Source organism: Occallatibacter riparius (assembly GCF_025264625.1).
GTDB classification, from domain to species: domain Bacteria; phylum Acidobacteriota; class Terriglobia; order Terriglobales; family Acidobacteriaceae; genus Telmatobacter; species Telmatobacter riparius.
On the sequence record NZ_CP093313.1, the window covers coordinates 6,699,492 to 6,722,717 of the forward strand.

General features: G+C 62.0%; 17 protein-coding genes and 1 tRNA gene. 7 read left to right on the forward strand and 11 right to left on the reverse strand.

Translation table 11 applies throughout. From position 1 onward, the window contains the following. Positions 1–16: 16 nt before the first annotated feature. The 5 genes from MOP44_RS27400 to MOP44_RS27420 form a co-directional block, all read right to left on the reverse strand. Positions 17–1,645, reverse strand: coding sequence for a glycosyltransferase (locus MOP44_RS27400; RefSeq protein WP_260793751.1), 1,629 nt, complete (start codon positions 1,643–1,645; stop codon positions 17–19). A gap of 61 nt (positions 1,646–1,706) precedes the next feature. Continuing rightward, complete coding sequence (locus tag MOP44_RS27405; protein WP_260793752.1) at positions 1,707–2,012, reverse strand: DUF3467 domain-containing protein; 306 nt, start codon at positions 2,010–2,012, stop codon at positions 1,707–1,709. Positions 2,013–2,955: 943 nt separating this feature from the next. Then, positions 2,956–3,615, reverse strand: coding sequence for a hypothetical protein (locus tag MOP44_RS27410; RefSeq protein ID WP_260793753.1), 660 nt, complete (start codon positions 3,613–3,615; stop codon positions 2,956–2,958). Positions 3,616–3,838: 223 nt separating this feature from the next. Beyond that, positions 3,839–3,923: transfer RNA gene (locus MOP44_RS27415), tRNA-Leu, on the reverse strand. Positions 3,924–4,108: 185 nt separating this feature from the next. Then, positions 4,109–4,945 carry an amidohydrolase family protein gene (locus MOP44_RS27420; RefSeq protein ID WP_260793754.1) on the reverse strand — a complete coding sequence of 279 codons (837 nt, stop codon included), beginning with the start codon at positions 4,943–4,945 and terminating at the stop codon, positions 4,109–4,111. Between the two features lie 74 nt (positions 4,946–5,019). Here MOP44_RS27420 and MOP44_RS27425 point away from each other — a divergent pair, with 74 nt between their 5' ends. The 3 genes from MOP44_RS27425 to MOP44_RS27435 all read left to right on the forward strand — a co-directional run bounded on the left by MOP44_RS27425 (position 5,020) and on the right by MOP44_RS27435 (position 8,730). Beyond that, entirely contained in the window at positions 5,020–7,188 is a 2,169-nt protein-coding gene (locus tag MOP44_RS27425; protein ID WP_260793755.1) for a S9 family peptidase, read from the forward strand. Between the two features lie 86 nt (positions 7,189–7,274). Then, positions 7,275–8,573 carry an ABC transporter permease gene (locus tag MOP44_RS27430; RefSeq protein ID WP_260793756.1) on the forward strand — a complete coding sequence of 433 codons (1,299 nt, stop codon included), beginning with the start codon at positions 7,275–7,277 and terminating at the stop codon, positions 8,571–8,573. Then, positions 8,566–8,730 carry a hypothetical protein gene (locus MOP44_RS27435; protein ID WP_260793757.1) on the forward strand — a complete coding sequence of 55 codons (165 nt, stop codon included), beginning with the start codon at positions 8,566–8,568 and terminating at the stop codon, positions 8,728–8,730. The genes MOP44_RS27430 and MOP44_RS27435 overlap by 8 nt, the downstream gene beginning before the upstream one ends. A gap of 12 nt (positions 8,731–8,742) precedes the next feature. On the opposite strand, the gene MOP44_RS27440 is transcribed toward MOP44_RS27435, so the two are convergent. Then, the gene (locus MOP44_RS27440; RefSeq protein WP_260793758.1) at positions 8,743–10,704 is read right to left on the reverse strand and encodes a YjhG/YagF family D-xylonate dehydratase; all 1,962 of its coding nucleotides are present in this window, start codon (positions 10,702–10,704) and stop codon (positions 8,743–8,745) included. Positions 10,705–10,708: 4 nt separating this feature from the next. Beyond that, complete coding sequence (locus MOP44_RS27445) at positions 10,709–13,045, reverse strand: glycoside hydrolase family 130 protein (RefSeq protein WP_260793759.1); 2,337 nt, start codon at positions 13,043–13,045, stop codon at positions 10,709–10,711. 163 nt (positions 13,046–13,208) lie between these two features. Here MOP44_RS27445 and MOP44_RS27450 point away from each other — a divergent pair, with 163 nt between their 5' ends. The 4 genes from MOP44_RS27450 to MOP44_RS27465 all read left to right on the forward strand — a co-directional run bounded on the left by MOP44_RS27450 (position 13,209) and on the right by MOP44_RS27465 (position 19,173). Then, on the forward strand, positions 13,209–14,327 hold the full coding sequence (locus tag MOP44_RS27450; RefSeq protein ID WP_260793760.1) for a CBS domain-containing protein: 1,119 nt from the start codon (positions 13,209–13,211) through the stop codon (positions 14,325–14,327). A gap of 121 nt (positions 14,328–14,448) precedes the next feature. Next, positions 14,449–15,330, forward strand: a complete 882-nt coding sequence (rsmI, locus tag MOP44_RS27455) for a 16S rRNA (cytidine(1402)-2'-O)-methyltransferase (RefSeq protein ID WP_260793761.1) — start codon at positions 14,449–14,451, stop codon at positions 15,328–15,330. 149 nt (positions 15,331–15,479) lie between these two features. Next, the gene (locus MOP44_RS27460; RefSeq protein ID WP_260793762.1) at positions 15,480–17,951 is read left to right on the forward strand and encodes an ABC transporter permease; all 2,472 of its coding nucleotides are present in this window, start codon (positions 15,480–15,482) and stop codon (positions 17,949–17,951) included. 187 nt (positions 17,952–18,138) lie between these two features. Then, positions 18,139–19,173 (forward strand): PIN/TRAM domain-containing protein, encoded by a 1,035-nt coding sequence (locus MOP44_RS27465; protein ID WP_260793763.1) that lies wholly within the window; start codon positions 18,139–18,141, stop codon positions 19,171–19,173. Positions 19,174–19,177: 4 nt separating this feature from the next. Here the strand turns inward: MOP44_RS27465 and MOP44_RS27470 are convergent, their stop codons facing one another. The 4 genes from MOP44_RS27470 to MOP44_RS27485 all read right to left on the reverse strand — a co-directional run bounded on the left by MOP44_RS27470 (position 19,178) and on the right by MOP44_RS27485 (position 23,098). Next, the gene (locus MOP44_RS27470; protein ID WP_260793764.1) at positions 19,178–19,783 is read right to left on the reverse strand and encodes a Uma2 family endonuclease; all 606 of its coding nucleotides are present in this window, start codon (positions 19,781–19,783) and stop codon (positions 19,178–19,180) included. A 62-nt stretch (positions 19,784–19,845) separates the two neighbouring features. Further along, on the reverse strand, positions 19,846–20,178 hold the full coding sequence (locus MOP44_RS27475; protein WP_260793765.1) for a hypothetical protein: 333 nt from the start codon (positions 20,176–20,178) through the stop codon (positions 19,846–19,848). Between the two features lie 50 nt (positions 20,179–20,228). Next, positions 20,229–20,546, reverse strand: coding sequence for an EthD family reductase (locus MOP44_RS27480; protein WP_260793766.1), 318 nt, complete (start codon positions 20,544–20,546; stop codon positions 20,229–20,231). A 95-nt stretch (positions 20,547–20,641) separates the two neighbouring features. Then, the gene (locus MOP44_RS27485) at positions 20,642–23,098 is read right to left on the reverse strand and encodes an ADOP family duplicated permease (RefSeq protein WP_260793767.1); all 2,457 of its coding nucleotides are present in this window, start codon (positions 23,096–23,098) and stop codon (positions 20,642–20,644) included. Between the last annotated feature and the right edge of the window lie 128 nt (positions 23,099–23,226).

Here is a 23,226-nt window from a genome sequence, read left to right on the forward strand (position 1 = left end):
GCTGATTATAGGCTGTCTAGCGGCTCGAAGTTGTTGCAGCACCGGACGCGAAGACGGCGCCTGCCGGCACGTCTGAGCGCGCTTCGAACTGGCGATTGAATCGGATCAGGCCGATCCACATGCCCTGGTCCTGGCCTTTCCAGACGAGCTGTCCATGGAGACGCTGGGCGATGGCTTCGGGGGGCAGATCGTGGTGCAGGCCGAAGTACTTCTCGTCGAAGCGGCGGCCGAGCGAGATCAGTGGCGGAGGGTCGTACTTGGTGGAAAACACGAGGGCCGCGGAGTATCGGCCCGGCTCGTCGGCGGCCTTGTCGATCTGCGCGGAAGAGAAGTCGTCGATGGCGTAGACGTCCCAGGGGTGCTTCACCCAGCCGAGTTCGGGCTTGCTGAGGGCGTCGGTGACCGGCCAGGCGGAGAGGACGGTCGCACCTGGATATTTGGCCTTAAGCTGCGCGATTCCGGCTTCATGCAGGCGGATCACGTGCGCGTAAGCGAGGTTGTCCTCAGGCGCAAAGCCATAGGGGGGATTGACGAAGATGCCAGCCACGAACCCTGCGGCAGAGAGCCCGGCGAGCCAATGCCAGTAAGGAACGCGGCGGTGAAACGTGGAGACCGCCAGCACCAGGACCAGCGGATACATGGGGAGCAGATAGCGGCACAGCAGCGCTCCGCCGAGGACGCTGAACATGGCTGCATTCACGAGCAGCAGAATGAAGATGCGGCGGCGGACTCCGGGGGCGATGTCGGACTTTTCGTGGCCGTCACCGTCGAGTTGCGGCTTCAGCATGAGCGCGGCACCGGTCAGCAGGATCGGGACGAACATGTTCATGTGCCCGGTGAGATGAAGAACGCGATGGCCGAAGGCAGCGAGCACGCGCGTGGGCGTTAGCGTGGCCTGCGCGTTGTAGCGGAGGAACTCGGGGTTGCCGAAGAGAAAGCCGGTTTTGGCGTAGTGAAAGACGTACCACGCGGCCAGCGGGATCGCTGCGCTTGCCAGCCAGAGCACTTCCTTGATGCGGCGCGTGCGCGCGGGTCGATGGGAGCGGATGGCATGAACGGCGTAGATCGCGGCCAGCGTGAGGGGGATGGCAATCGCTGTCTCTTTCGACAGAGCCGCCGCCATGAACCACGCGGCGGCAACACGAGGCTCGCGGCCGCGGTCGGGCAGCGCGTAGACCAGGCCCCACAAGGTGCAGGCGGCGGCAAAGATGTCGGCGTGAGCCAGGGTGCTTTGGGCGAACCAGATGGGGTAGAGGCCGGTCAGCAGAGTCGTCCAGAAAGCTACGGCCTTTGAGCCGTTGACGCGCAGCACCAGCTTCCAGACGGCAAGCAGACCGAGTGCGGCCACGATCAGGACGGCTTCGCGCGTGACCTCAGGGGTGAAGTCGGAAGCACGCCACCACAGCGCGAGGTAGACGCTGGGCAGGGGTGGATGGGCGTTGGTGAGGGTTGTGAACGGGATCAGCGAGCCGGTGCGGAAGAAATCCCAGGCGGCGGGAATGTAGTATCCGGCCTCGTCCCAGTAATAAGGCAGGCGCAGCAGACTGAAGTGCGTGACATAGAGCGCCACGAAGATGACGGGAAAAATCATCCACAGCGGGAAGGGTGCGTCCAGCCGTGGCTCAATCAGCTTTCTCCAGCGCAAGCGTGCAATCCTCAGCGGTCAATTCAGGCTTGGTGCTGCATGCCAGTTCCAGCGTAACGGATCAGTGGACGGGCCCCTGCGGAAACGGATGCGATTGCGGTTCGAGCGCCAAGGGGCCGAATGCCTGCTCGTATTGGGCGAGGTTCTGGCCGAGGACGTTCCAAAGCGCTTTCGCCTGCTGCGGGCTCAGATAGATGGCGTCGCGATTTTTGATGGTGACCTGCTCGGGGCCTTCGCTGCTGGCGAGGCCGAACACGAGCTGAAAATCCCACACGCTGACCCGCACCTGCACACTGTTGGCGTAGGACTCGCGGAAGTCAGGCGACTGCGACACATTGATCTGCGGCTGTTGAGGCGTTGGATTCATGAACTCAGCTTACTCTGCCGAGGCGCAGAAGGCTGAGGATAACGGCGGGGCTTCCGAGAGGCCCCTCGCGAGGACAGAGATGCCTTTGCCCGCACGCTTTCGTCCAGTCGTCGACAAATCAGGCCGTCAGGTTCGGTTGAGTTGCCCAATCAGCCGGCACCTGAAAGGAGACCGCTGATGGTGCAGGATTCCCTGAAGTTGAGCCAATTCGGCAGCAACCTCTTCTCGTTCGCCTTGAAAAGCACCAATTACATCATCAAGTCGTGCAATCTGAGTCTGCAGGTTACCGATTGCCCATTGAAGAGCAGATCGGACCTCCGCTGCGTTGAGCGGGCCCTCTTCGAAAGTAGGCACTTCGCCTCACAGATTTTTGAGTTGAGGAATTTTTATCGTGAGTCGACCTAAATTGCAATCCCTAGATTTCCACAAAGATATCCTCAAGGCGCAAGCTAAATGGGTTTTCTTCGGACAGAAGGACGGATGGCGGCTTGCGCCGGGTTATCGATGGCGCCGAGGAGAGGCGCGGCGCCTGCGAGTGGAATGGGGCCGGGCAGGAATGTCGCTTTGCGCGCGAGATGATTCTGGCTCGCAGGCAGCGGACTCAAGCGCCTCGAAGGGAAAGAAGGCACCCTTGAGCCTCGAGCCGTTATCCCAGACGCAATAAGCCTCGCCATCGACGGTTTGAATGACGGCCATCGGCCGGCTCCCCGATTTGAGGCGCACTAGTACTCCGGGCTTGAGCATAAAGCTTCTCCGTTGCCGGGACCCAGATGAAGGGAGTATGAACGGAACGGCGGGGGAGGGGTATCGGGGAGATTCCTAGGTTTTGCGGCGTTCCAGGTGTGGTGAGACTCGTTCGGAGCGATTGTCAGTTACTCGTCAGGATCGACATGTCGACACACGAGTCGGCGGTCGACTTGCCTGCCTAAAATGACCTGTTGAGCTAAACTGCGATCCGTGCATCAAAAAATCGGATCGCCCATCGGGATAGTTCTAGTTTGGGCTCGCCCGACAGGCGATCCAAAACTCCTTCGGCAAACCGGCGGGCTTCGGCGTCTCCGTGCAGCATCCTCGTTAGCACAACAGCGCGACTCCCGGCGAAAAAATCAGTTCCTCCATATTTGCGAGCCTCGCCGGGGACGTTCGCCAGCTTCGCGAGGATCGCTTCGTGATCGGGAAACGACTGCCAGAATCGCTCGGCCATACTGAGCATCTCGCTCGCGTACTGTACTCCCAACCGTGGGCAATCATCCACCGTGGTTATTGCGTATTTGCCCGTGACACTTTTGAATAATTCGTGCTTGTCAAGCCGGGTGCCGATCGTGGCCCTTTGAAGAACGTCATGCTCATTGATCAACTCGTTCTTCTGCTCAAATCGAAATACTTCGTCTTCGACTTCATCCAGCCGAATGCTCGCAAACGCCGGATCAAGCACCAATGCGGGTTTGCGAATATGCGAGGCGATAGCAATGGACTGCCTGCCACCAGAGATCGCGCGGTCATAGCGATCACCGTAGAAGGGATCCGATGACCGGGTGAATCCCTTGCCATTGAAATAGTGGTCAAACTCCCTCAGCAGGTGTCGTTTCAAAATTGAGGCCACTGGCTCATTCCTCGCTCCAAAGATGGCGCCATACACACTCAGCATCACCAGCGTAGCCGAATTCCAGACTTCGGCAACTAGTCACTATGCCTTCTCTTCGTCTGGGTTATCGCGGGAGCAGATGGGCTTCGCACCGGTTCAGAGTGGGTACATTCTAATCCAGGTGGGCACAAAAATTGGGCACGGTTGAAAGAGCCCGTTCCGCGGCTCGGCTCTAGATAATTGGTGCGAAAGGAGGGACTCGAACCCTCATGGGTTTCCCCGCCAGATCCTAAGTCTGGTGCGTCTGCCAATTCCGCCACTTTCGCACACGTAGACTGCCACTGCGGAAGGCGGCGGTCCTCTTCGAGTCTAGCTGCTCAGCGGTCGCGGGGCAATCTCGGGCTGGCTTGGGCGGATAAACGTGGGCAGATCGGGTTTCGTGCTATCCCACCCTTGCGGCGAAAAGACCGCAAGGATGGGGCACCCAAAGATCGTGCGGTCCGGCACCGGGTCATTCCGGCAGGCGGTAGAACGCGGCGCAGTTTCCACCGAGGATCGCGTCCTGCTGGGCCGTGGAGAGCCCGTCAATGTAGTCCGTGACGATGCCGATGGTCTCGTGATAATCGGCCGCCACCGTGCATACGGGCCAGTCGGAGCCGATCATGATGCGCTCGGGCCCGAAGGCTTCGAAGATCACGTCGAGGTAGGGGCGGAAGTCCTCGGGTTGCCACCCGGTCCAGCGCGCCTCTGTGACCATGCCGGAGACCTTGCACATGACGTTCGGGAACTGCGCGAGGGCGCGAATTTCGGTGTTCCAGGGCTCGATCGCGCCCTGCGCGATGAGCGGTTTGGCGATGTGGTCGAGCACGAAGTGCTGCTCCGGGAATTGGCTGACGAGCTTGACCGCGGCCCGCAACTGGCGCGGGTAGACGAGGATGTCGTAGGCGAGGCCGAAGGCCGCAAGCTGCGCGATGCCACGGCGGAAGTCGGCGCGCAGCATGAAGTCGTCGTCGGGCTCCGCCTGCACGACGTGTCGCACGCCTACGAGCTTCGGGTCGCGCGTGAGGTCTCGCAACTGATCCGGAAGCTGCGCGGAGCGGAGGTCGACCCAGCCAACCACGCCGCGAATGAAATCGTTCTGCTTGGCGAGGGAGAGGAGCCAGCGGGTTTCTTCGAGCGACTGCCGCGCCTGCACGGCGATGCAGCCTTGGAATCCCACTTGGGAGAGCAACGGCTTCAGATCCTGCGGCAGGAAGTCGCGGCGCAGCGCCGCCATGGGCTCGTCGATCCAGCCGTATTCGACTGGGTCGTAGTTCCAGAAGTGCTGATGAGCGTCGATTCGATTCATTGGTTCAGGGTCCCGGCGCATTTGGTTTGGGGTGAAATGCCACAGCGCATCGCGAGCGCAATTATATTGCTCGTATGCGTCCCCAAAGCCTGTGCATTGCCATTGCATCTGTGAGCTTACATGTTGCGGCATCGGGTCTCGCCGCATTCAGCCAGTCGAGCAAGCCGCCCATTACGCTCGACGAGTATTTCAATACAACCGCGATCACTTCCACCGCACTGGCGCCGGACGGAAGTGCCGCGGCGATTGGTACTGAGTCGCCCGACTGGAAGAACAACGCGTTCCGTCATGATTTGTGGATGTGGACGAAGGCCGGCGGTCTTCGCCCGCTGGCGCACATGGGCAATGAGGCCTCGCCTGCGTTCAGCCCTGACGGGAAATGGATCGCCTTCGTGAGCGATCGGCCGCTGCCCGGGGAGAACGGCAAGGCTGGTGACGCCGGCAGCAGCGCGGGTGGCGATGACGACAAGGCCAGCCGCATCTGGATCATCGCAGTGAACGGCGGCGAGGCTCTACCGCTGTATGCGCAGAAGCTGGACGCGCACTCGTTTGCATGGTCGGCGGACGGCGCGGCGATCTACTACTCGGTGACGCAGCCGCTCACGGAGGAGCAGAAGGACGCGCAGAAGGCGGAATGGAAGGACGTGACGCGCTGGCGCGAACAGCATCGCGGCGACCTGCTGTTGAAGCAGGCGATCGCTCCGGCGCTGGTGGCCGCGGTGGCCGTGGCGCCGCCGCATCCCGATAAGGACTCGGCGAGGGACGCCGCGAAGGACGCCAAGGATAAGAAGAAGAGCGAGCCGGTTCTGCCACCTGACGCGGAGACGATTGCGCGCAGCATCTATGCGATTGGCGAGATTGCGCCTTCGCCGGATGGGAAGACAATCGCGTTCGAGACGGAGCCTGTACATCATCGCATGGAAGGGCCGGCGAACTTTGAGATGTACATGGTGAGCACGGGCGGGGGCGAGGTTCGGCAGCTTACCCACAACGAGGCGAGCGAATCGAATCTGCGCTGGTCGCCCGACAGCAAGGTTCTCCACTTCGCAGTAACCGCGGCTTCCGGTTCGCTTGAAGGGAAATACCGCGACGTGCAGGGCCGGCTTTATCGGGTGGATGCCGCCAGCGGCAAAGTCGAGCGCCTGGGATCGAACTTTGACGGAACGTTCGATCAGTTCTCGCTGCTGGGCGATGGGCGGGAGATTGCGCTGGGCATGAAGGGCACGGAGACGCAGTTGTACCTGATTGAAGGCGACAAGGCCACAAAGCTGCCGGGGCGCGCAGGTAGCTATGGCGGCATCACGACTGCGCTGCACTCGAATGCAATGGTGGTGCGCTGGTCGACCGTGACGGACCCGACGCAGGTTTATTTCGCCGGCGATCCGCTGCATCCTGATCAGTTGACCGCGCTGACCAATTTGAATCCCATCTTTGGCGAGCGGGCGAAGCCGGAGTGGGAAGCCTATACGTGGACTGCAGATGACGGGGCCAAGGTGGAGGGGATGCTTATCTATCCGCCCGACAAGAAGGGTGCAAAGCATCTGCGCATGTTCACGCTGATTCACGGCGGGCCTGCCGACGCGGATGGCAACAAGTTTGGCGCAGACTGGTACGACTGGGCAACGCTGGCTGCAGCGAACGGATGGCTGGTCTTCCGGCCGAACTATCGCGGATCGTCCGGCTACGGCGATGAGTTCATGCTGCAGATCGAACCGCATCTTGTCTCGAAACCGGGCAAGGACATCATGGAAGGCGTGGACGCGCTGGTGAAGGACGGCATCGCCGACCCCGATCACCTCGCTATCGGCGGCTACAGCTACGGCGGCTACATGACGAACTGGCTGATCACGCAGACCACGCGGTTCAAGTCAGCAGTGACCGGCGCGGGCGCGGTGGAGCATGCGGCCAACTGGGGCAACGACGATGAATCGTGGGATGACGCGTGGTACCTGGGTGGGCGGCCGTGGGAGAATCCGAACCTCTATCAGAGCGAAGCCGCGCTGTTCCAGTTTGACAAGGTGAAGACGCCGACGCACCTGGTGCAGGGCGGGTCGGACATCCGCGTCAGCTTCCTGGAAGGCGAAGCGATGGAACGGGCGCTCGAATCGCTTGGGATTCCGCATACGTTTCTTGTGTTTCCGGGCGAGGGGCACGGGCTGGGGAAAAATCCGTGGCACGGGTATATCAAGGTTCGCGAAGAGCTGAAATGGCTGGACAAATACGATCGGCAGTCGTCCAACTAGAATGTAAATGAGTGCTTTCGCCGAAGTTGTGGAAGCCCTCAGGCCCTTCGGCGCATCTTTTTACAAGGAACGGCCTTTGTGGCCCTATGAACCCCGTTACTGCACCAGCCCGGCAAGATACCCGCCCATCGCGGCGCGCCTCGTTCGAGCAGACGCTGAAGAGCGCCCGCCGGACGATGGTGCTGAGCGAGATCCTGAAGATTGCGCTGGACAGCTTCCGCGCCAGCAAGGTGCGGTTCATGCTCACGGCGCTGGGCATGGTGATCGGTACGGCGTCGGTGATCCTGGTGGTCACCATCGGAATGACGGGCAAGCAGTTCATCCTGAACGAAATCCAGAAGATCGGGACGAATGAAGTAGAGCTCGAGTATGCCGGGGGCGGCGCATCGGGATCGGAAAATGTCGTGTACAACGACTTTCTGACTCGCGACGACGAGAAGGCCGTCACGGCCCAGTTGCCGGGCATCCTGTACTCGTCGCCCGTGCTGCAGATGAACACCCGCATCAGCTTTGGCGGCGGCGTGGTGAAGGACACGCTGGTTCTAGGCGTGAGCCCGCAGTACCAGCACATTCGCAACCTGCTGGTGCCGTATGGGCGATTCTTCGACGAGACCGATGAGAGCGCGCACGTCAATTGCGCCGTCGTAACCGAGACATTCGCCAAGCTGCGCTACGGCAATGCGGATGAAGCTGTCGGGCGTGAGTTCCAGATCAGCGGAATTCCCTTCACGGTGATTGGCGTCTTCCGGCAGAGTGTGAGCGACTTCGGCCAGTCGGAGATTGCCGACGAAACCATCCTGATTCCCTTCTCCGTTGCGCGCTACTTCACCGGCACTGAGAATCTGAAGCAGATTTACTTCTCGATGCGCAGCATGGGAGAGGTGACTGACGCGACGAAGGAGATCAAGCGGATCGTCAGCGCGCGGCACCGGCCCAATTCGGTTTACAAGACGCAGGATTTGCGCGAAGTGCTGAACATGGCGGCGACGGTGTCGAATGCCCTCACGGCCATATTGGTGCTGGTGGCCGCGGTAACGCTGGCGGTAGGCGGCGTAGGCATCATGAACATCATGCTGGCCACGGTGCGCTCGCGCATTCGCGAGATCGGCATACGCAAGGCGCTGGGCGCAACCTATCGAGAGATCAAGCTGCAGTTTCTGGCGGAGGCCATCATCATCTCGCTGACAGGCGGAGTGATTGGAACGGTTGTGGGCCTGGCGCTGCCCTTGTCGGTGCGCTTCTTCACCGACTTCCCCCTGCCCATCTCGGGATGGTCGATCTTGATCGCTCTAAGCGCGGCCACCATCGTGGGCATCGTGTTCGGCACCGTTCCGGCCACGCGCGCAGCGCAGATGGACCCGGTAGAATCGCTCAAGTATGAGTGAGCCCCAACTGCCACCCGATTCAAGCGAAGAGGATCTGGATAGAGCACCGCGAACCATCAATTTGTGGGTGGTTTACGGGCTGATGTTCCTTGCGCTGCTGGTGGCGATTGGGCTGGCTACGCTGATCGTGCTGCCTTTTTATCAGCATCGGCGATAGAGCATTACGCGATCAGGTCGTCGCCGGATCGAGCGCGGCAAGGATCATGTCCGTGTCGTAGACGCAGCCTCCCCAAACTCCGCCGCTGGCATGTACAAGCGCTGCCCATAACCGCGTATCGTCCGGCAGATCTGGATGAGGGCGGAGGTCTTCGCGCGGGCTGCGCTCGGCAAGACGTCGCACGCCTTCTTCCGCTGTGAACTCGCCGGCGGAGTCACCGATCAGGTTCACCGATCCGACAAGGCGTGTGCGATCGATGATGATCTCGATGAGGTCGCCGTCGAGGACTCTGCCTATGGGGCCGCCGGCGAGCGCTTCCGGCGAAACGTGGCCGATGCATGCGCCTGTCGAAACGCCGCTGAACCGCGCGTCGGTGATGACCGCGACGTGCTTGCAGTGAGGCAGCATCTTCAGAGCGGAGGTCACCTGGTACGTCTCCTGCATGCCAGCGCCCTTGGGGCCGCCGCAGATGAGGACCACTACATCGCCATGGCCGACGCGACCGGACTTGATGGCCTCGATGGCGGCCTCTTCCGTTGTGAAGACGCGCGCTGGCCCGCGATGGCGATAAACGTTCTCGTTGCCGATGAGAGAAGCGTCAATCGCAGTGCTCTTGATCACAGAGCCCTCGGGCGCGAGATTGCCGGCGGGAAAACAGACCGTGGATGTGAGGCCGCGTGAGCGAGCGCGATCCGGACTCATGATGACTTCGTCCGGGTCGATGTTGTCGCGGTCGCGCAGTTCGCGGCGGAGAGCGGAGCGGCGCTCGCTCTGCCGCCACCAGTCGAGGCTCGCATCGAGACTCTCGCCACTGACGGTCTTTGCGCTTGTGTCGAGCAGTCCGGCCGCGCGCAGATGCAGCATGACTTCAGGCACGGCGCCGGCGAGAAACACCTGCACCGTCCCAAATCCGCGCGGGCCGTTGGGCAGCGCGTCGACGAGACGAGGAACTTCGCGATTGATCGCAGCCCAGTCATCGACCGTCGGCCTGCGCAGGCCGGCATGAAACGCAATTGCCGGAATGTGCAGCAACAGATTGGTTGAGCCGCCGAAGGCCGCATGCAGCACCATCGCGTTGCGCAGCGCCGCGGGGGTGAGCACATCGCGCACACCTAGCCCAAGTTCATGCATGCGCAGAATCGCGCGCGCGGATCGCTTCGCTGCATCCAGCCAGATTGCATGCCCTGAGGGCGCAAGTGCCGTATGCGGAAGCGACAGTCCCAGGGCTTCGCCGACGACCTGCGAGGTGGCAGCGGTGCCGAGGAACTGGCATCCGCCACCGGGGGATGCGCAAGCGCGGCACCCCATCTCCGCGGCATATTCCAGCGTGATCTGCTCCTGCGCAAAGCGTGCTCCGATGGTTTGCACCTTGCCGGCATCTTCTCCTTCGTCCGGCAGGAGCGTAACACCGCCGGGAACAAGAACCGCAGGCAACGCACCTGACGAGGCCAGCGCCATCATCATGGCGGGCAGGCCCTTGTCGCAGGTGGCCACGCCGAGCACGCCTTTGCGCGTAGGCAGCGAACGCATGAGACGGCGCAGAACCATTGCGGCGTCGTTGCGATAAGGCAGCGAGTCCATCATGCCTGTGGTGCCCTGCGTGCGGCCGTCGCATGGGTCGGTGCAGGCGCCGGCGAACGGCACCGCGTGCTGTGCCTTCAATTCGCGCGCCGCTTCTGCAACCAGAAGCCCGACCTCCCAGTGGCCCGAGTGAAAGCCGAGCGCGATCGGCGAGCCGTCTTGGGCGCGCAACCCGCCGTGCGTGCTGAGGATGAGGAACTCGGGATCGAGCACGCGCGCCGGGTCCCAGCCCATTCCGGCGTTCTGCGTGAGGCCGAAGAGATTGCCGGAGGGCGCATTGCGCAGCATCTCCGCCGTGATGGGCAGCGATCCCTGGGGCCCTTGTGCATGCGTGGCAACGCGCAAGAGGTCGTCGCCGGCGGACTCGATCACTGACTGGAACAAAATCGCCATGTGTCTATCGTCCACTCGTTGCTGGCGCGGCGGCCGTGACGGGCTTGAGTTCGAAATGGTGCGGCACAGGCGCAGCCTCGGCGTAGATTTTGTCTTCGAGAGAATCCTCAAATGCCTGAAGGCGATCGGCGCCGCCGTCTTCCGCGCCCGTGCCGGCGTTCTGGATGCGCATGCGGGAATGGACGTAATGGGCGTCGACGAGGTCACGCACATCCCAGCTTGCCACCTGCGCCTGCGAGCGCATGGGGGTGTTGTAGTCGGCGAGATTGATGCCGGCCGCGAGTTCGTCGGCGGAGAACTTGCCGATGTCGCGATCGTCAATGCGCAGCGCGTACTGACCCGGCGCAAGGCCGTTCACGATGAGCGGCTGTTGATTCAGCGTCTTTTGAATATCGCTGATTTCGAGCAGTACGTTCGTGAGGGCATTGGCCTTGTCGAACGGCAGCGGCAGGCCGTTGTCGAGTTGCGTCCAGGTGATTGTGTCGCCTTCGCGTTTCAACTGATCGATGGCGGTGTTCTCCGATCCTGTGATCCGCGCGGCCTTCGCATCGATGGTGACGCTTGTGACGATAGCTGGAGCGTTCCAAGCCTTGAGCAGAGCCTCGGCCATCACCCAATGCGCGGTTGGCTCGGGATGCACGCGGTCTGGCAGCAGAAGCTTGGCCACGCGAGGATCCAGAGACTGAGCCTTTTCGAGCGCTGCAACGACGAGCGGGTTGAAATCGGCGAAGGTGGCGCCGTCCTGCTGCGCGAGTGCGCGATCTTCCTCGGCAAAGTGCTGCATGACGCTGTTATAACCGCCGGCAAACGTTGGCTGTGCGGTCACATCGTCAAACGGAGAAGGGCCGATGAGCGTGAGGCGCGCTGCGGGTGCGTGCTGCTTAATCGAATCGAGGATGTGCTGGTAGCCGGCCTTAAAGGTGGAGTCGATCTGCGGTGTGGTGGCCTGGTAACCGCCGTCGTTCATGCCCAGCATGATGGTGATGACGGTCGGCTTCTCGACAAAGACATCGCGCGCGAGCCGCTGATCGATGGGTCCGGCCCATCCGCCGGTGACGCGATCGCCGCCCACGCCTGCGTCATAAAAATGCACGCGCATGTGTGGGAAGCGTGTGACGGTGTAGAGCTGCACGAACTGGTTGTAGTAGTTCTGCTCGGTGATGCTGTCGCCGTAGACGACGACGCGGTCTTCAGGACGGAGATAAAAGCCGCGTGCGACATTGGCCGGCGGCTGCGGGCCCGGAGCCATCGCCACTGCGACGAGCGAGTCGGCACAGCCGTAGTAGAGAAACCACTTGCCGTGAAAAAAGACGAGGCCTTCAGCGAAGGTGGTGCCGGCGGCATACTGGCCGGTCTTCTCATAGGGCAGCTCAGGCTTTAACACCGGCTGATCAAGTTGCGCGATGAGGTGCTTCGGGTCGTTCGCGGCGAAGAGGGCTTCGCCCGCGGCATAGGCACTCGGGCCGAGCTCAGGATCGCCCCCGCTCGTTGCGTTCTTGCCGTTGTAGAGGACCACGATGCCTTTGTTTGTGAGGATGGGCGGCGGCCCTGTCTCGGGAAATGTCGAATCGAAGTGGCCGGCGCGCGGCTTGAGCAGCTCGATCGCATCGCCCTTTGCGTCTTCTACCGGAGTCCAGTGGATGGCGTCGTCTGACGTGGCGATATGAATGAAACCTTCACCCCAGTACATCCAGTATTTGCCGTTGATCTTTGCGGCGATGAGGCGGCCCTTCGTGGCATCAAGGCGCGTGACAATGCCGGCGGACTTGTACATGAGCTTTGCGTATTTGCCGCCGGCTGCTGTGAGAAATGCGGGGCCGTGCTTGGTCCAGTGCTCGAGATCGGGCGAGCTGGCGATGCCGACCGAGTAGGTCTGGCGGTTCCACTGCGTGTAGGTGAGGACGTAGGTGCCGTCTTCGAGCTCGACAATGCGCGGATCCTCAACGCCGCCCTGCCACTCGCGCGCTTTCTGATCGTCTTCCGCGGGATAGAAGACAGGCGCGGCGCGACGCGTGAAGTGAATGCCGTCGACGCTCTCCGCCAAGCCGAGGCGCGAGGTGTGCATGCCGATCTGCATGGTGCCGGAGTTATCTTCAGCTCGGTACAGCACGTAAACCTTGCGGTCGCGGACGATGGCCGCGGGATTGAAGGTGTGCAGCGCCTCCCACTGCACAGGGGCGTGCAAGATGGGGTCGTCAAACTTGGACTGCGGATTGGGAGTTATAACGGGATTGCCTGAGGCCGGGCGGGAGAACGGCCCTATGCCCCAGTCGGGCAGAGTCTGCGCGTGCGCGGCGGCAATCGAGAACAGTAGTGCGAATAGAGCGGCCCGGAATTTCATGAGTTCTCCTCGTGGTGCTTCAATTGCGATCATGCGCATCGCACCCCAGCATAATTCAGTGGACAGTCCCTAAGTTCACACTATGCCACTGCTGGAAACTGCCGCGAGCTGCGAACGATGAACTGTAAACTGACTTGCCCGCCCGACCCTCTACAATAGCTGCATGCGAGGCTGGTCAATCCCGTTGGGGCGCTGGATGGGCGTCGAGATGCGCGTCCACACGTTCTTTTTGCTGCTCGCGGTGGTGTGCATCGGCCTTGGCGTGTCTGAGGGCGGCCAGTTCGGATTCCTGCGCGGAGTGGGCCTGTGCTTCGTGCTCGCTGCCGCCGTTGTAGTGCGCGAGATCGCGCGCCTGCTGGTGGCGGCCTGGCTGGGCCTGCGCCTGCGTGCCATTCTTCTGATACCGATTGGCGGCATGTTTGCGTATGCGGACCCGGAGAGCCAGGAACTCTCCACCACTGGCGGCGCACAGTTTGCACTCGCGGCCGCGGGGCCTTTGGCCAACATGCTGACGGCTATCGCGCTCGCGGGGCTCTTCCTCGGCGCAGGAGGCAGCTTCGATATCCTGGGCCGCCCACTGGTTACGGCAGGACACCTGCTCCGCAGCATGGTGTGGATGCAGGTAGGACTGGGCGTGCTTCACATGCTGCCCGCATATCCTCTGGACTGCGGCCGCCTGATGCGTGGCAGCTTTGCACGCGCTCATGGAATCGGGCCGGCGAGCCGCGCCGCTACAGGGCTGGGTCAGTTGATCGCGCTGGCCGCCATGGTGGCCGGCATGGTGTTCCATAGCTGGTGGCTTATCATTGCCGGGTTCTTCATCATGATCGGCGCGCAGATCGAAGATCAGGGCGTCTTCTTCCAGTCGGTCGTCGACACGGTGCGGATGCGCGAAGTGATGCTGACGGATTTCGCCACGCTGTCGCCCTCAGACACGCTGGCCGATGCGCTCTCGCGCTGCGTGCACTCGCTGCAGGAAGATTTCCCGGTGGTGCGCGGACCGAATCTGGTGGGCATCGTCTCGCGTCAACGGATTGTGGACGCGCTGCGGAACGACGGCAACGGCTATGTGCAGTCGGTGATGTCGCGGGCGTTCCAGGTGGCGCGGCCCGAGGATACGCTGGGCACTACGATTCGCCGCATCACGGCCGGCCGCGGACTATCGCTCATTCCTGTCACGGAGAGCGGACGGGTTGTGGGCATTGTGAGCGTGCAGAACCTCATGAGCTCGATGTCGCTGCTGGCCGAGCAGAGGCGGTATGAGCGCGAGGAATCCGAATAAAAATAGTTCGCAGTTCTTAGTTCACAGTTCTTAGTTTCGACCGCTGTCAACGCGCAGTGTAGGTGAATGAGAATGGGGCTAACTGTGAACTACGAACTGCGAACTATGACCTGCTACTGCCATGCCCTCTGACTCTGCTGCTCTCGCGCCCGGTCTCTACCTCGTCGCCACGCCTATCGGCAATCTCGGCGACATCACGCTGCGCGCGCTTGACGTGCTGAAGCATGCCGACCGCATCGCGTGCGAGGATACGCGGCAGACGCAGAAGCTGCTGAACCATTTCCAGATCACGACGCCGACAGAAAGCCTCCACGAGCACAACGAGCGCGAACGGACGGCGACGGTCATCGATGCGCTGCGCAAGGGCGCGCGTATTGCCGTGGTCACCGATGCCGGAATGCCGGGGATCAGCGATCCCGGCGCGTGGCTGACCGCGGCAGCGATTGAGGCTGGCATTTCCGTGATTCCGATTCCCGGTGCCAATGCGGCTCTGAGCGCGCTGGTGGCCAGCGGCCTCAACCCCGCTGAGTTCACGTATCTCGGCTTTCTGCCGGAGAAGGCGGGCCAGCGCCGCACACGCCTGGAACAGATTGCCGCGCAGGCCACCGAGAACCCGCGCACACTCATCTTCTACGAAGCGCCGCATCGCATCCTTGAGACGCTCAGCGATCTCGAGTCGGTCTTTGGACCGGGTCTGCGAGTTGTTTTGGCCCGTGAGCTGACCAAGATGCACGAGGAGTTTCACCGCGGCACGGTCGCCGAGGTACGCCAGGATCTCGCCTCTCGTGACCGGGTGCGCGGCGAGATGACTCTGATCGTGGAGGCGCCGGCTGCCTCGGTAGCCTCGGCCTCAATTTCGGAGAAGCTGTCGGAGCGCGTGGCTCGGATGCAGGCGGAATCGGGAATCGATGAGAAAGAGGCGCTCAAGCGTCTTGCCCGCGAGCTGAACCGCTCAAAGAGCGAGCTCTATCGCGAGTTGCAGCGGGAGCGCGCCCGGCGCTGAGAGCTTGTCGCCGAACCGATCCGGAACCGATCCTGAGTCGTGTTCGATCTTGAACACCGGGTCTCACGCCTGAACACTGATAAACGCAACATCGTGCGTCAGTCGATTGAAAATACAGCGGATCGGCTCCAGCGCCGATGGAGGGGCGAGTGCTGAGTATCACGGTGGAGGTCCCCATGCCCGGACTGCGCCAGAACCTGAAGTTTGCCTTCCGCCAGTTGATCAAGAGCCCCGGTTTCACGATCATAGCCGTCGTTATCCTCGCGCTGGGCATCGGCGCCAACACGGCCATCTTCAGCGTTGTGCACGGGGTGCTGCTGGAGCCGCTTCCCTTCCCCGATGCTGATCGGCTGGTGCAGATCTGGCATACGCCTCCGCAGGAGCAGTTCCCGGGCATGACGCAATTTGCCGTGTCGGCGGCCAACTTCCTCGATTGGCAGAAGCAGAGTACGTCGTTTGAGGGAATGGCGCTCTACAGCGGCGGCGGATTCGAGCTCGATGGTGGATCGAAGCCCGAGACGATCGTAGGCGCACGCGTTTCCAGCGGGTTCTTTCCGGTGTTGGGAGTTCAGCCGCTGCATGGGCGCCTGTTCACGGCCGATGAGGATCATCCGGGCAAGAATCATGAGGTCATCCTGAGCTACAAGCTGTGGAAGGAACGATACGGAAGCGATCCCAGTGCGATTGGCCAGACGATGAATCTGGACGGCTCGCCGTACACCATCGTGGGCGTGATGGGCCCGCAGATGCACAAGCCGGACTTTGCGCAGATGTGGATGCCTATGGGGCTTACACCCGACGAAGCCGTGGTGCGCGGCGAGCACCACTACATGACGGTGGCTCGGCTCAAGCCGGGAGTGACGGTGGCGCAGGCGCAGGCTGAGATGAATGCCATCTCCCAGCGCCTGGCGCAGATGTATCCCGCCGACGATAAAGGATGGGGCGCAAATGTTCTGACCGTTCGCGACGACCTTGTGGGCGATGTGCGACCGGCTCTGCTGATGATGCTGGGAGCGGTGGGGTTTGTGCTGCTCATTGCGTGCGCCAATGTGGCGAATCTGCTTTTCGGGCGGGCGTTCGCGCGGCGGAAGGAAGTCGCGATCCGGTCGGCGCTGGGTGCGAGCCGTTCGAACGTGACCCAGTTGCTCCTGCTGGAGTCGGTGATTGTGTCGCTCGCAGGCGGAGCACTTGGATTGGTCACTGCGCATTTCGGGATCGAACTCCTGCTGAAGTTTTTCGCTGACAAGCTGCCGCGCATGGGCGAGATCGGGCTGAGCGCTCCGGTGCTTCTGTTCACGCTCGGCCTGTCCGTGGTGACGGGATTGATCGCAGGCCTGCTGCCGGCACTGAGCATGACGCGCGGCGACGTGGCCGACGCGCTGAAGCAGGGCCTGGGCAGGACGGACACAGATGCGAGCAGCGGCTTTACGCGCTCGGCCCTGGTGACGGTGGAGGTGGCGCTGTCGCTGGTTCTGCTGATTGGCGCCGGGCTGATGGTGCGGAGCCTGTGGAAGCTGCAGGCTGCCAACCCGGGATTCGACGAGCGCAATGTTTTGACGATGAGCATCAACGTGCCGAAGAGACAGTTCACGGCGCCGGCTCAGGAGACGCAGTTCTTCACCGACGTGCTTGACCGGGTGCGTGCTGTGCCGGGCGTAGAGTCGGCGGCCGCCATTGACGATCTGCCATTGGAAGGCGGTTCGAATCAGCCAGTACTGGCCGAAGGGAGGCCGGTGGTGCCCATGTCTGAGCAGCCTGAAGTGTCAGTGCGCGTGGTGATGCCGGGTTATTTCAAGACGATGCGGATACCAGTCCTGGAGGGGCGCGACCTGGAAGCAAGCGATACGCCGGATTCGCAGGCCGTAGTGGTGATCAGCAAATCGATGGCAAAGCAGTTCTGGCCCGATGGGAGCGCGGTCGGCCGCCGATTGAAGCTGTCGTTCTTCCCCGACAAGGAACGAGTGGTCGTGGGCGTTGTAGGCGACGTGAAGCAGGCCGGGCTGGACAGCTCAGCCGGGATCGCAACGCTTTACTGGCCGGTGGCCCAGGGGAGCGACTCAGCGATGGGACCCTGGCGGCCGTATGGGCTGAGCCTGGTGGTGCGAACCACGGTGCCGCCGCTGAAGGTGTCCAACGCAGTTACGGGCGCCGTGGCGCAGGTGAACAGCAACATGCCGGTGGACAACGTGATGACGCTGGAAGACATGGTTGGCTCAACGCTGACGCAGCACCGGTTCAACATGCAACTGCTGACCATCTTCGGCACCCTGGCGCTGGTGTTGTGCACCATTGGGATTTACAGCGTGCTTGCCTACTCGGTGAAGCGGCGCATGCGGGAGATCGGTCTCCGGATCGCGCTGGGTGCAAGCATGCGTGACGTGGCTAGCCTGGTGGTGCTGCAGGGGATGAAACCAACTCTGGCAGGCGTGGGAATCGGACTGGCGGCGGCGCTGGCGATGGGAAGGATCGCCAGCAGCCTGATTTACGGCGTGAGCGCCCGCGACACCGAAACCTTCGTAGCGGTGACGGCGCTTCTGGTGCTGGTGTCGTTCGTGGCCAGCCTGGTGCCGGCGTGGCGGGCAACGCGGGTCGATCCGCTGGCCGTGCTCAGAGAGGATTAGACAGGATCCGAGGTTACGTTCGTCATGAATGCAGAGCCCTTATGTAAAGGGCTCTGCACACCTTGGGCGTGGTACGTTCACGTGGGTTTCACATTTCCCGCTTGACGACGCAACGGGCAGATAGTCATACTCCACGACGGTGCCGGAGTTGGAGCATTTTCTAGCGTTCCAACCCAGAGCAGGTCATATGGATCTCATTCTTCTGCGTGTTCTGTTCGTTGTTTTGTTAAGCGTTGTCTGTTATTTCCTTCGCCCCTTCGGACTTACAGCATGGCAGGGTGCGTTAGCGGGCGGGTTTGCTGCAGGGGCCGTCATCGTCTTCGAATTCCGGGTGCGGGCTCTGAGCCTGCGACGCCTTATTGGCGCTGTCTTCGGGTCGGTGCTGGGCATCTTCGGCGCGGCGCTGTTCTGCCTGGTGCTGCGGTCGGCTGAACTCACCAAAGACACGTCGGCCGTGCTGCAGATCTTTGTGCTGCTGCTAATGACCTACATCGGGTTGTTGGTGGGCGCCAACAAGGGCGACCTGCTGAATCCCGCGGCGCTGGGTACCTTCTTCAATACCGACCGGCCCGCCAAGCGCTCGGCGAAGGTGCTGGATACCAGCGTGATCATCGACGGCCGCATTGCCGACATCGCGGAGGCGGGCTTCATCGACGGAGTCATGGTGATTCCGGAGTTCGTATTGCGCGAACTGCAAGTGGTTGCGGATTCAACCGATTCCAGCAAGCGGCAGCGTGGCCGCCGCGGCCTCGACATGCTGCAGCGGATGCAGGGCAATGCCAACCTCCAGGTGCAGATCGTGTCGGAGGACTTCCCGACCATCCGCGAAGTCGACCTGAAGCTGCTGGAGCTGGCCAAGAAATGGGAAGCCAAGGTCGTCACCAACGACTTTAACCTCAACAAAGTGGCGCACCTGCACCACGTTGAGGTTCTGAACATCAACGACCTGGCCAACGCGCTCAAGCCGGTGGTTCTGCCCGGGGAACGCATGACCGTGCTGATCCTGAAGGAAGGCAAGGAGTACAACCAGGGCGTCGGCTACCTCGACGACGGCACGATGGTTGTGGTGGATCACGCGCGCAAGATGATTGGCCGCTCCGTGGATATTTCGGTGACCAGCGTGCTGCAAACCGCGAGCGGCAAAATGATCTTCGGGAAGATGGACGATAACCCGAAGAGCGGCGATGCGCCGCGGACCACTCCGGTGGAACTGACGCGGTAAGCGGCTACTCGTAGCAGCGCCAGACTTCGCTCGCATCAAGTACGAAGCCCTCGACTGGTCCAGTACCGATGATGGTCGACGACGACTCGATGCGCGGCGGCCTGCCTTGTTCGTAGATGTGTACACTGCGCTCGGCAGGATCGACCAGCCAGCCCACCTGAACGCCGTTGGCAATCCAGTTTTCCATTTTCTCGAGCGCGGGGGATAGGCGGTCGCTGGGAGAACGCAACTCCACAATAAAGGCTGGGGCGCGCCGCAGGAAGCGGGCAAGCTCGCCCTGCGAGAGTCCCACAAGCTGTTCAGGCGTGAGGTAGGCCCCATCGGGGCTCAGCATAGAGCCATCGGGGAGAAAGAAACCGGTGTTCGAGTCATACGTCCGGCCGCGCCGGTGTTGAATCCACCAATTTCGAAGCTGCCGAATAATCTCGCTGTTGCCCTCGCCTGCCGTGCCGCCTGCAGGTACGTTCACTTGGATGGTCCCCTCTTTCGTGCGCTCCAACTGCACGAACTCTGTGCGTTCGCACAGAGTCTCAAATTCCTCGTCGCTCAGCGGAGGATGCAGCACGATGCTGCGCGGGGGAAGGACCGGGATTTCGACGAACGCTTGCATGCGGCCGGCGCTCCTGACTGCGTCTCTATTTTGGCACAGTCGCAGGTCGGGTGTGAGCGCGCCTACTTGTGAACAGCATCGAGGTCGAACCGTCCGAGCAGGAACGGCTCTGATGTGGGCGGCGTTGAGCCGCTGACGATCACCGGGTACGGCGTATCGCTCGCCGTCGGGAAGCCCCAGATGTTTCCGGTATGCATGTCGACTACGACCTTGCCGAGTTGCTGCTTCATGGCATCGGGGGAGCGCAGCAGATAGACGCCGGGTTCGATGTACAGATCCTGGCTGGTGGCTTGCGCCGCGGCCGGCGTGGGATGAATGAGCGGCCGCAGCGCGATCGCAACGAGCGCCACGGCAATGACAGTAAGAACAGTTCGAGTGTAAGTATCAAATCGCATAATGACGGAATGATACTCCGCACGGCGGCTTCTTCCATCACCTTGAATGACTATTGCGAAAGCCGGATCTCGCTCACCTGGATCACGGGCGCAATATCTGTGTAGCTGGGGATATCGCCCTGCAACACGTCGGCGTTGGGCAGGAAAGCGGAGGTGAATGCCTCCACGCTCTCGCAGGTGAAGGCGCAGATCGCCGTAAACGGCGGAAGCTGGTCGGGCATGCCGCCAACCATGCCGATCTCCACGGACACTGCCTTGATCGCCGAACCGAGCGTTCCGATCGCCAGCGGCATATGGGTGTTGAGGTAGTAGTCGACATCGAAACGGCAGCCGGGTTTGGAGGGGTAAAAGATGGAGACACGGACCATGCTTTCCACAATACGCGACCAGACACCTTAGCTGAGTGACAGAAAGCGAAAGGCTCGGAACCATCGGTTCCGAGCCTTCAGCATTGGTGGAGGGCTTATTCCGTACGCAGCGCCTCCACGGCGTTGATGCGCGCGGCGCGCGCCGCCGGAGCCGCCGAAGCCAGAACCGCAGCCAGCAGGATCACCAGGGCAGAAGCAACGAATGCCAGAATTCCCGGCTGATTGAGCGCTGTGACATATTTATCGACCGCGCGTGTTGCTGCCGCGCCTATGACAATGCCGGCGCCTACGCCGATACAGGCCATCACAGCGCCATCCACCAGGACATCCTTGAGGATGTTGCTGCGCTGCGCACCCAGCGCCATGCGTATGCCGAATTCGCGCGTGCGGCCGCTGACCGAGAATGCGAGGACACCTGCGACACCAACGACGGAAATGAGCAGCGCGACGGCGGCGAATCCGCCGAAGACGACAGCGTTCAACTTATCCGGAGCCAGAACTTCCGCGCGGATGTCACCGAGTGTGCTGGGCTTCTCCACGGGCTGGTCGCCAGATAGCTGGTGGATGGCCTGCGTGATCGCAGGCACAAGCTGGTAAGCATCCTGTTTGGAGCGCACGAAGAGTCGACCGCTCGACCACTCCTGGTCGACCGGCTGATAGACGGTCATGGCGGGGGAGGGGATGAGGTTCTCGTCGTCGAGGTCGGGCACCACCGCGATTATTCGGCGCGGCTCCTGGCTGATGCCGATGAACTTCATGACCCCATCCGTCCACCAGAGCTTGCGATTGAGCGCATTCTGTCCGGGGTAGAGCAGCTTGGCGAGGCTCTGGCTGATGATGATGACGCGCTCGTGGCCGTCCCGGTCATCGTCGTTGAAGTCGCGGCCCGCAATGAGCGGCATCCCCATGGTGGCGAAGAATCCGGGCGAGACCGATCGGAAGTTTGCGCGGAAGTCCTGGCCATCGGCGCGGCGCGCGCCTTGAGCAGCAAAGGTGAAGGCGATGTTGAGCGCTTGCTCATCGCGCCAGGGAACGCTGAAACCGCTGGAGACCTGTTCGACTCCAGGGAGCGTGGCGATGCGTCGCTCAACATCGTGGTAGAACAGACGCACCTGCTCCGGAGTCTTGCCATAGTTCATCACGGGCAGATTGACGGCGAGCACCTTGTCCGAAGAAAACGGCGGACGCGTGTTCTCCAGGACGAAGAGGGTCTTCATCAGCACGCAGGCCCCCGCGAGAAGCAGGAACGATGCGGCGATCTGGGTGACGGCGAAGACGCGCAGGCGGCGGGTGCTTCCCCCGGCCACGCGCGTGCCGCGGCCGGTGAGGCCGCCCTGCGGCGAATCCGCCTTAGGCAGGCGCGGAATATAGGCAAGGAACACGGCCGCGATGATGGCGAGCGCGATACCGAACCAGACCAGGCTGAAGTCGAGGGATATCTCACTCCCGCGCACGCTGAATCGCGAGGCGTACTTGGCCAGCACCTTCACCATGGGGATGGCCAGCAAGATGGCAGCCACTGCGCCGCTAACGCAGAGGATAAGGCTCTCGGCCAGCAGGGACCGGCGCAGCGTTGTGGTGGAGGCGCCGAGGGCAGAGCGAACGGCGAGTTCGGATTCGCGGCGCACCGTGCGCGCGAGTACCAGGTTGGCAACGTTGGAGCTGGCGATGACGAAGAGCAAGCCTGAGGCGGCGAAGAGAATCCACAGGATGGTGTTGGCGCGGGCGTTGATCTGCTCGTGCATGCGCTTCACACTGATCTGGTAGCGATCGCCGGATTTGTAGACCTCGGGGTGGGATTTGACCATCGAGGCGTAAACGGTGTCGAGTTCGGCGCGGGCCGAGTCAAGAGTGGCGCCCGGAGCAAGGCGGCCGAAGACCTCGGTCATGCGGTGTTCGCGGCCGGTGACCATGGTGGCGGAGAGGTGATGAGGGCTGGTGACGACGTTGGCGATGATCTCCGTAGCAACCGGATAAGGCACGGAGGGCTGGAGCACGCCAATCACAGTCGCGGAGCGCGCGCCAGAGTAGCTCTCCAGCCGAACCTGCTTACCCAGCACGTTGGGGTCCGAGTGCATGGCTTCGCGCCAGAAGTTATACGTAAGCACCACCACACCGGGTGCGTTCTGGCCGTCATCGGCGGGCCCAATGAGGCGGCCGAGAACAGGGCTGAGGCCCATCACGTCGAAGTAGTTGCCGTCGACCACGCCGGCCGGGATTTCGCGCGGGGTGCCGAGGCCGACGACCGTGAAGCCGATCGTGGAGAAGGTGCCCAGCTTGCTGATCGCGTGCAGATTTTCGCCGATGTCTTTGATCTCAGGGACAGAAAACGTCGCGTTCTCCACGCCGAGCCCCGGGGCGCTCTGACGAATGTAGAGCAGATGGCTCTCGTCGCGGTTGGCCAGCGGCTTGAGCAGCACAGCGCGCACAACGCTGAAGATGGCGGCATTGGCGCCAATGCCGAGCGCGAGCGTGAGGGCGACCGTGAACCACAAGGTTTTCACGCGCCAAAGCGAGCGGATAGCGATGCGCAGATCGTGCAGGAAGAGCATGGGTGACCTCCCAGGGCCCGGATTTTGGGGAAGCGTGCCTCGGTTATGTTGATATCAACCGATCTCAACCAATGTCAAGGTCATTATCCTTCAGATTGCTGTCAAAACGTCGTGGAGAAAACGTGAAG

Excerpts from the sequence above, each read along its gene's own strand:
- MOP44_RS27405 (WP_260793752.1), bottom strand. The coding sequence starts at position 2,012 with ATGAATCCAACGCCTCAACAGCCGCAGATCAATGTGTCGCAGTCGCCT.
- MOP44_RS27420 (WP_260793754.1), bottom strand. The coding sequence starts at position 4,945 with ATGAATCGAATCGACGCTCATCAGCACTTCTGGAACTACGACCCAGTC.
- MOP44_RS27425 (WP_260793755.1), top strand. The coding sequence starts at position 5,020 with ATGCGTCCCCAAAGCCTGTGCATTGCCATTGCATCTGTGAGCTTACAT.
- MOP44_RS27430 (WP_260793756.1), top strand. The coding sequence starts at position 7,275 with ATGAACCCCGTTACTGCACCAGCCCGGCAAGATACCCGCCCATCGCGG.
- MOP44_RS27435 (WP_260793757.1), top strand. The coding sequence starts at position 8,566 with ATGAGTGAGCCCCAACTGCCACCCGATTCAAGCGAAGAGGATCTGGAT.
- MOP44_RS27440 (WP_260793758.1), bottom strand. The coding sequence starts at position 10,704 with ATGGCGATTTTGTTCCAGTCAGTGATCGAGTCCGCCGGCGACGACCTC.
- MOP44_RS27445 (WP_260793759.1), bottom strand. The coding sequence starts at position 13,045 with ATGAAATTCCGGGCCGCTCTATTCGCACTACTGTTCTCGATTGCCGCC.
- MOP44_RS27450 (WP_260793760.1), top strand. The coding sequence starts at position 13,209 with ATGCGAGGCTGGTCAATCCCGTTGGGGCGCTGGATGGGCGTCGAGATG.
- rsmI (WP_260793761.1), top strand. The coding sequence starts at position 14,449 with ATGCCCTCTGACTCTGCTGCTCTCGCGCCCGGTCTCTACCTCGTCGCC.
- MOP44_RS27465 (WP_260793763.1), top strand. The coding sequence starts at position 18,139 with ATGGATCTCATTCTTCTGCGTGTTCTGTTCGTTGTTTTGTTAAGCGTT.
- MOP44_RS27470 (WP_260793764.1), bottom strand. The coding sequence starts at position 19,783 with ATGCAAGCGTTCGTCGAAATCCCGGTCCTTCCCCCGCGCAGCATCGTG.
- MOP44_RS27475 (WP_260793765.1), bottom strand. The coding sequence starts at position 20,178 with ATGCGATTTGATACTTACACTCGAACTGTTCTTACTGTCATTGCCGTG.
- MOP44_RS27480 (WP_260793766.1), bottom strand. The coding sequence starts at position 20,546 with ATGGTCCGTGTCTCCATCTTTTACCCCTCCAAACCCGGCTGCCGTTTC.
- MOP44_RS27485 (WP_260793767.1), bottom strand. The coding sequence starts at position 23,098 with ATGCTCTTCCTGCACGATCTGCGCATCGCTATCCGCTCGCTTTGGCGC.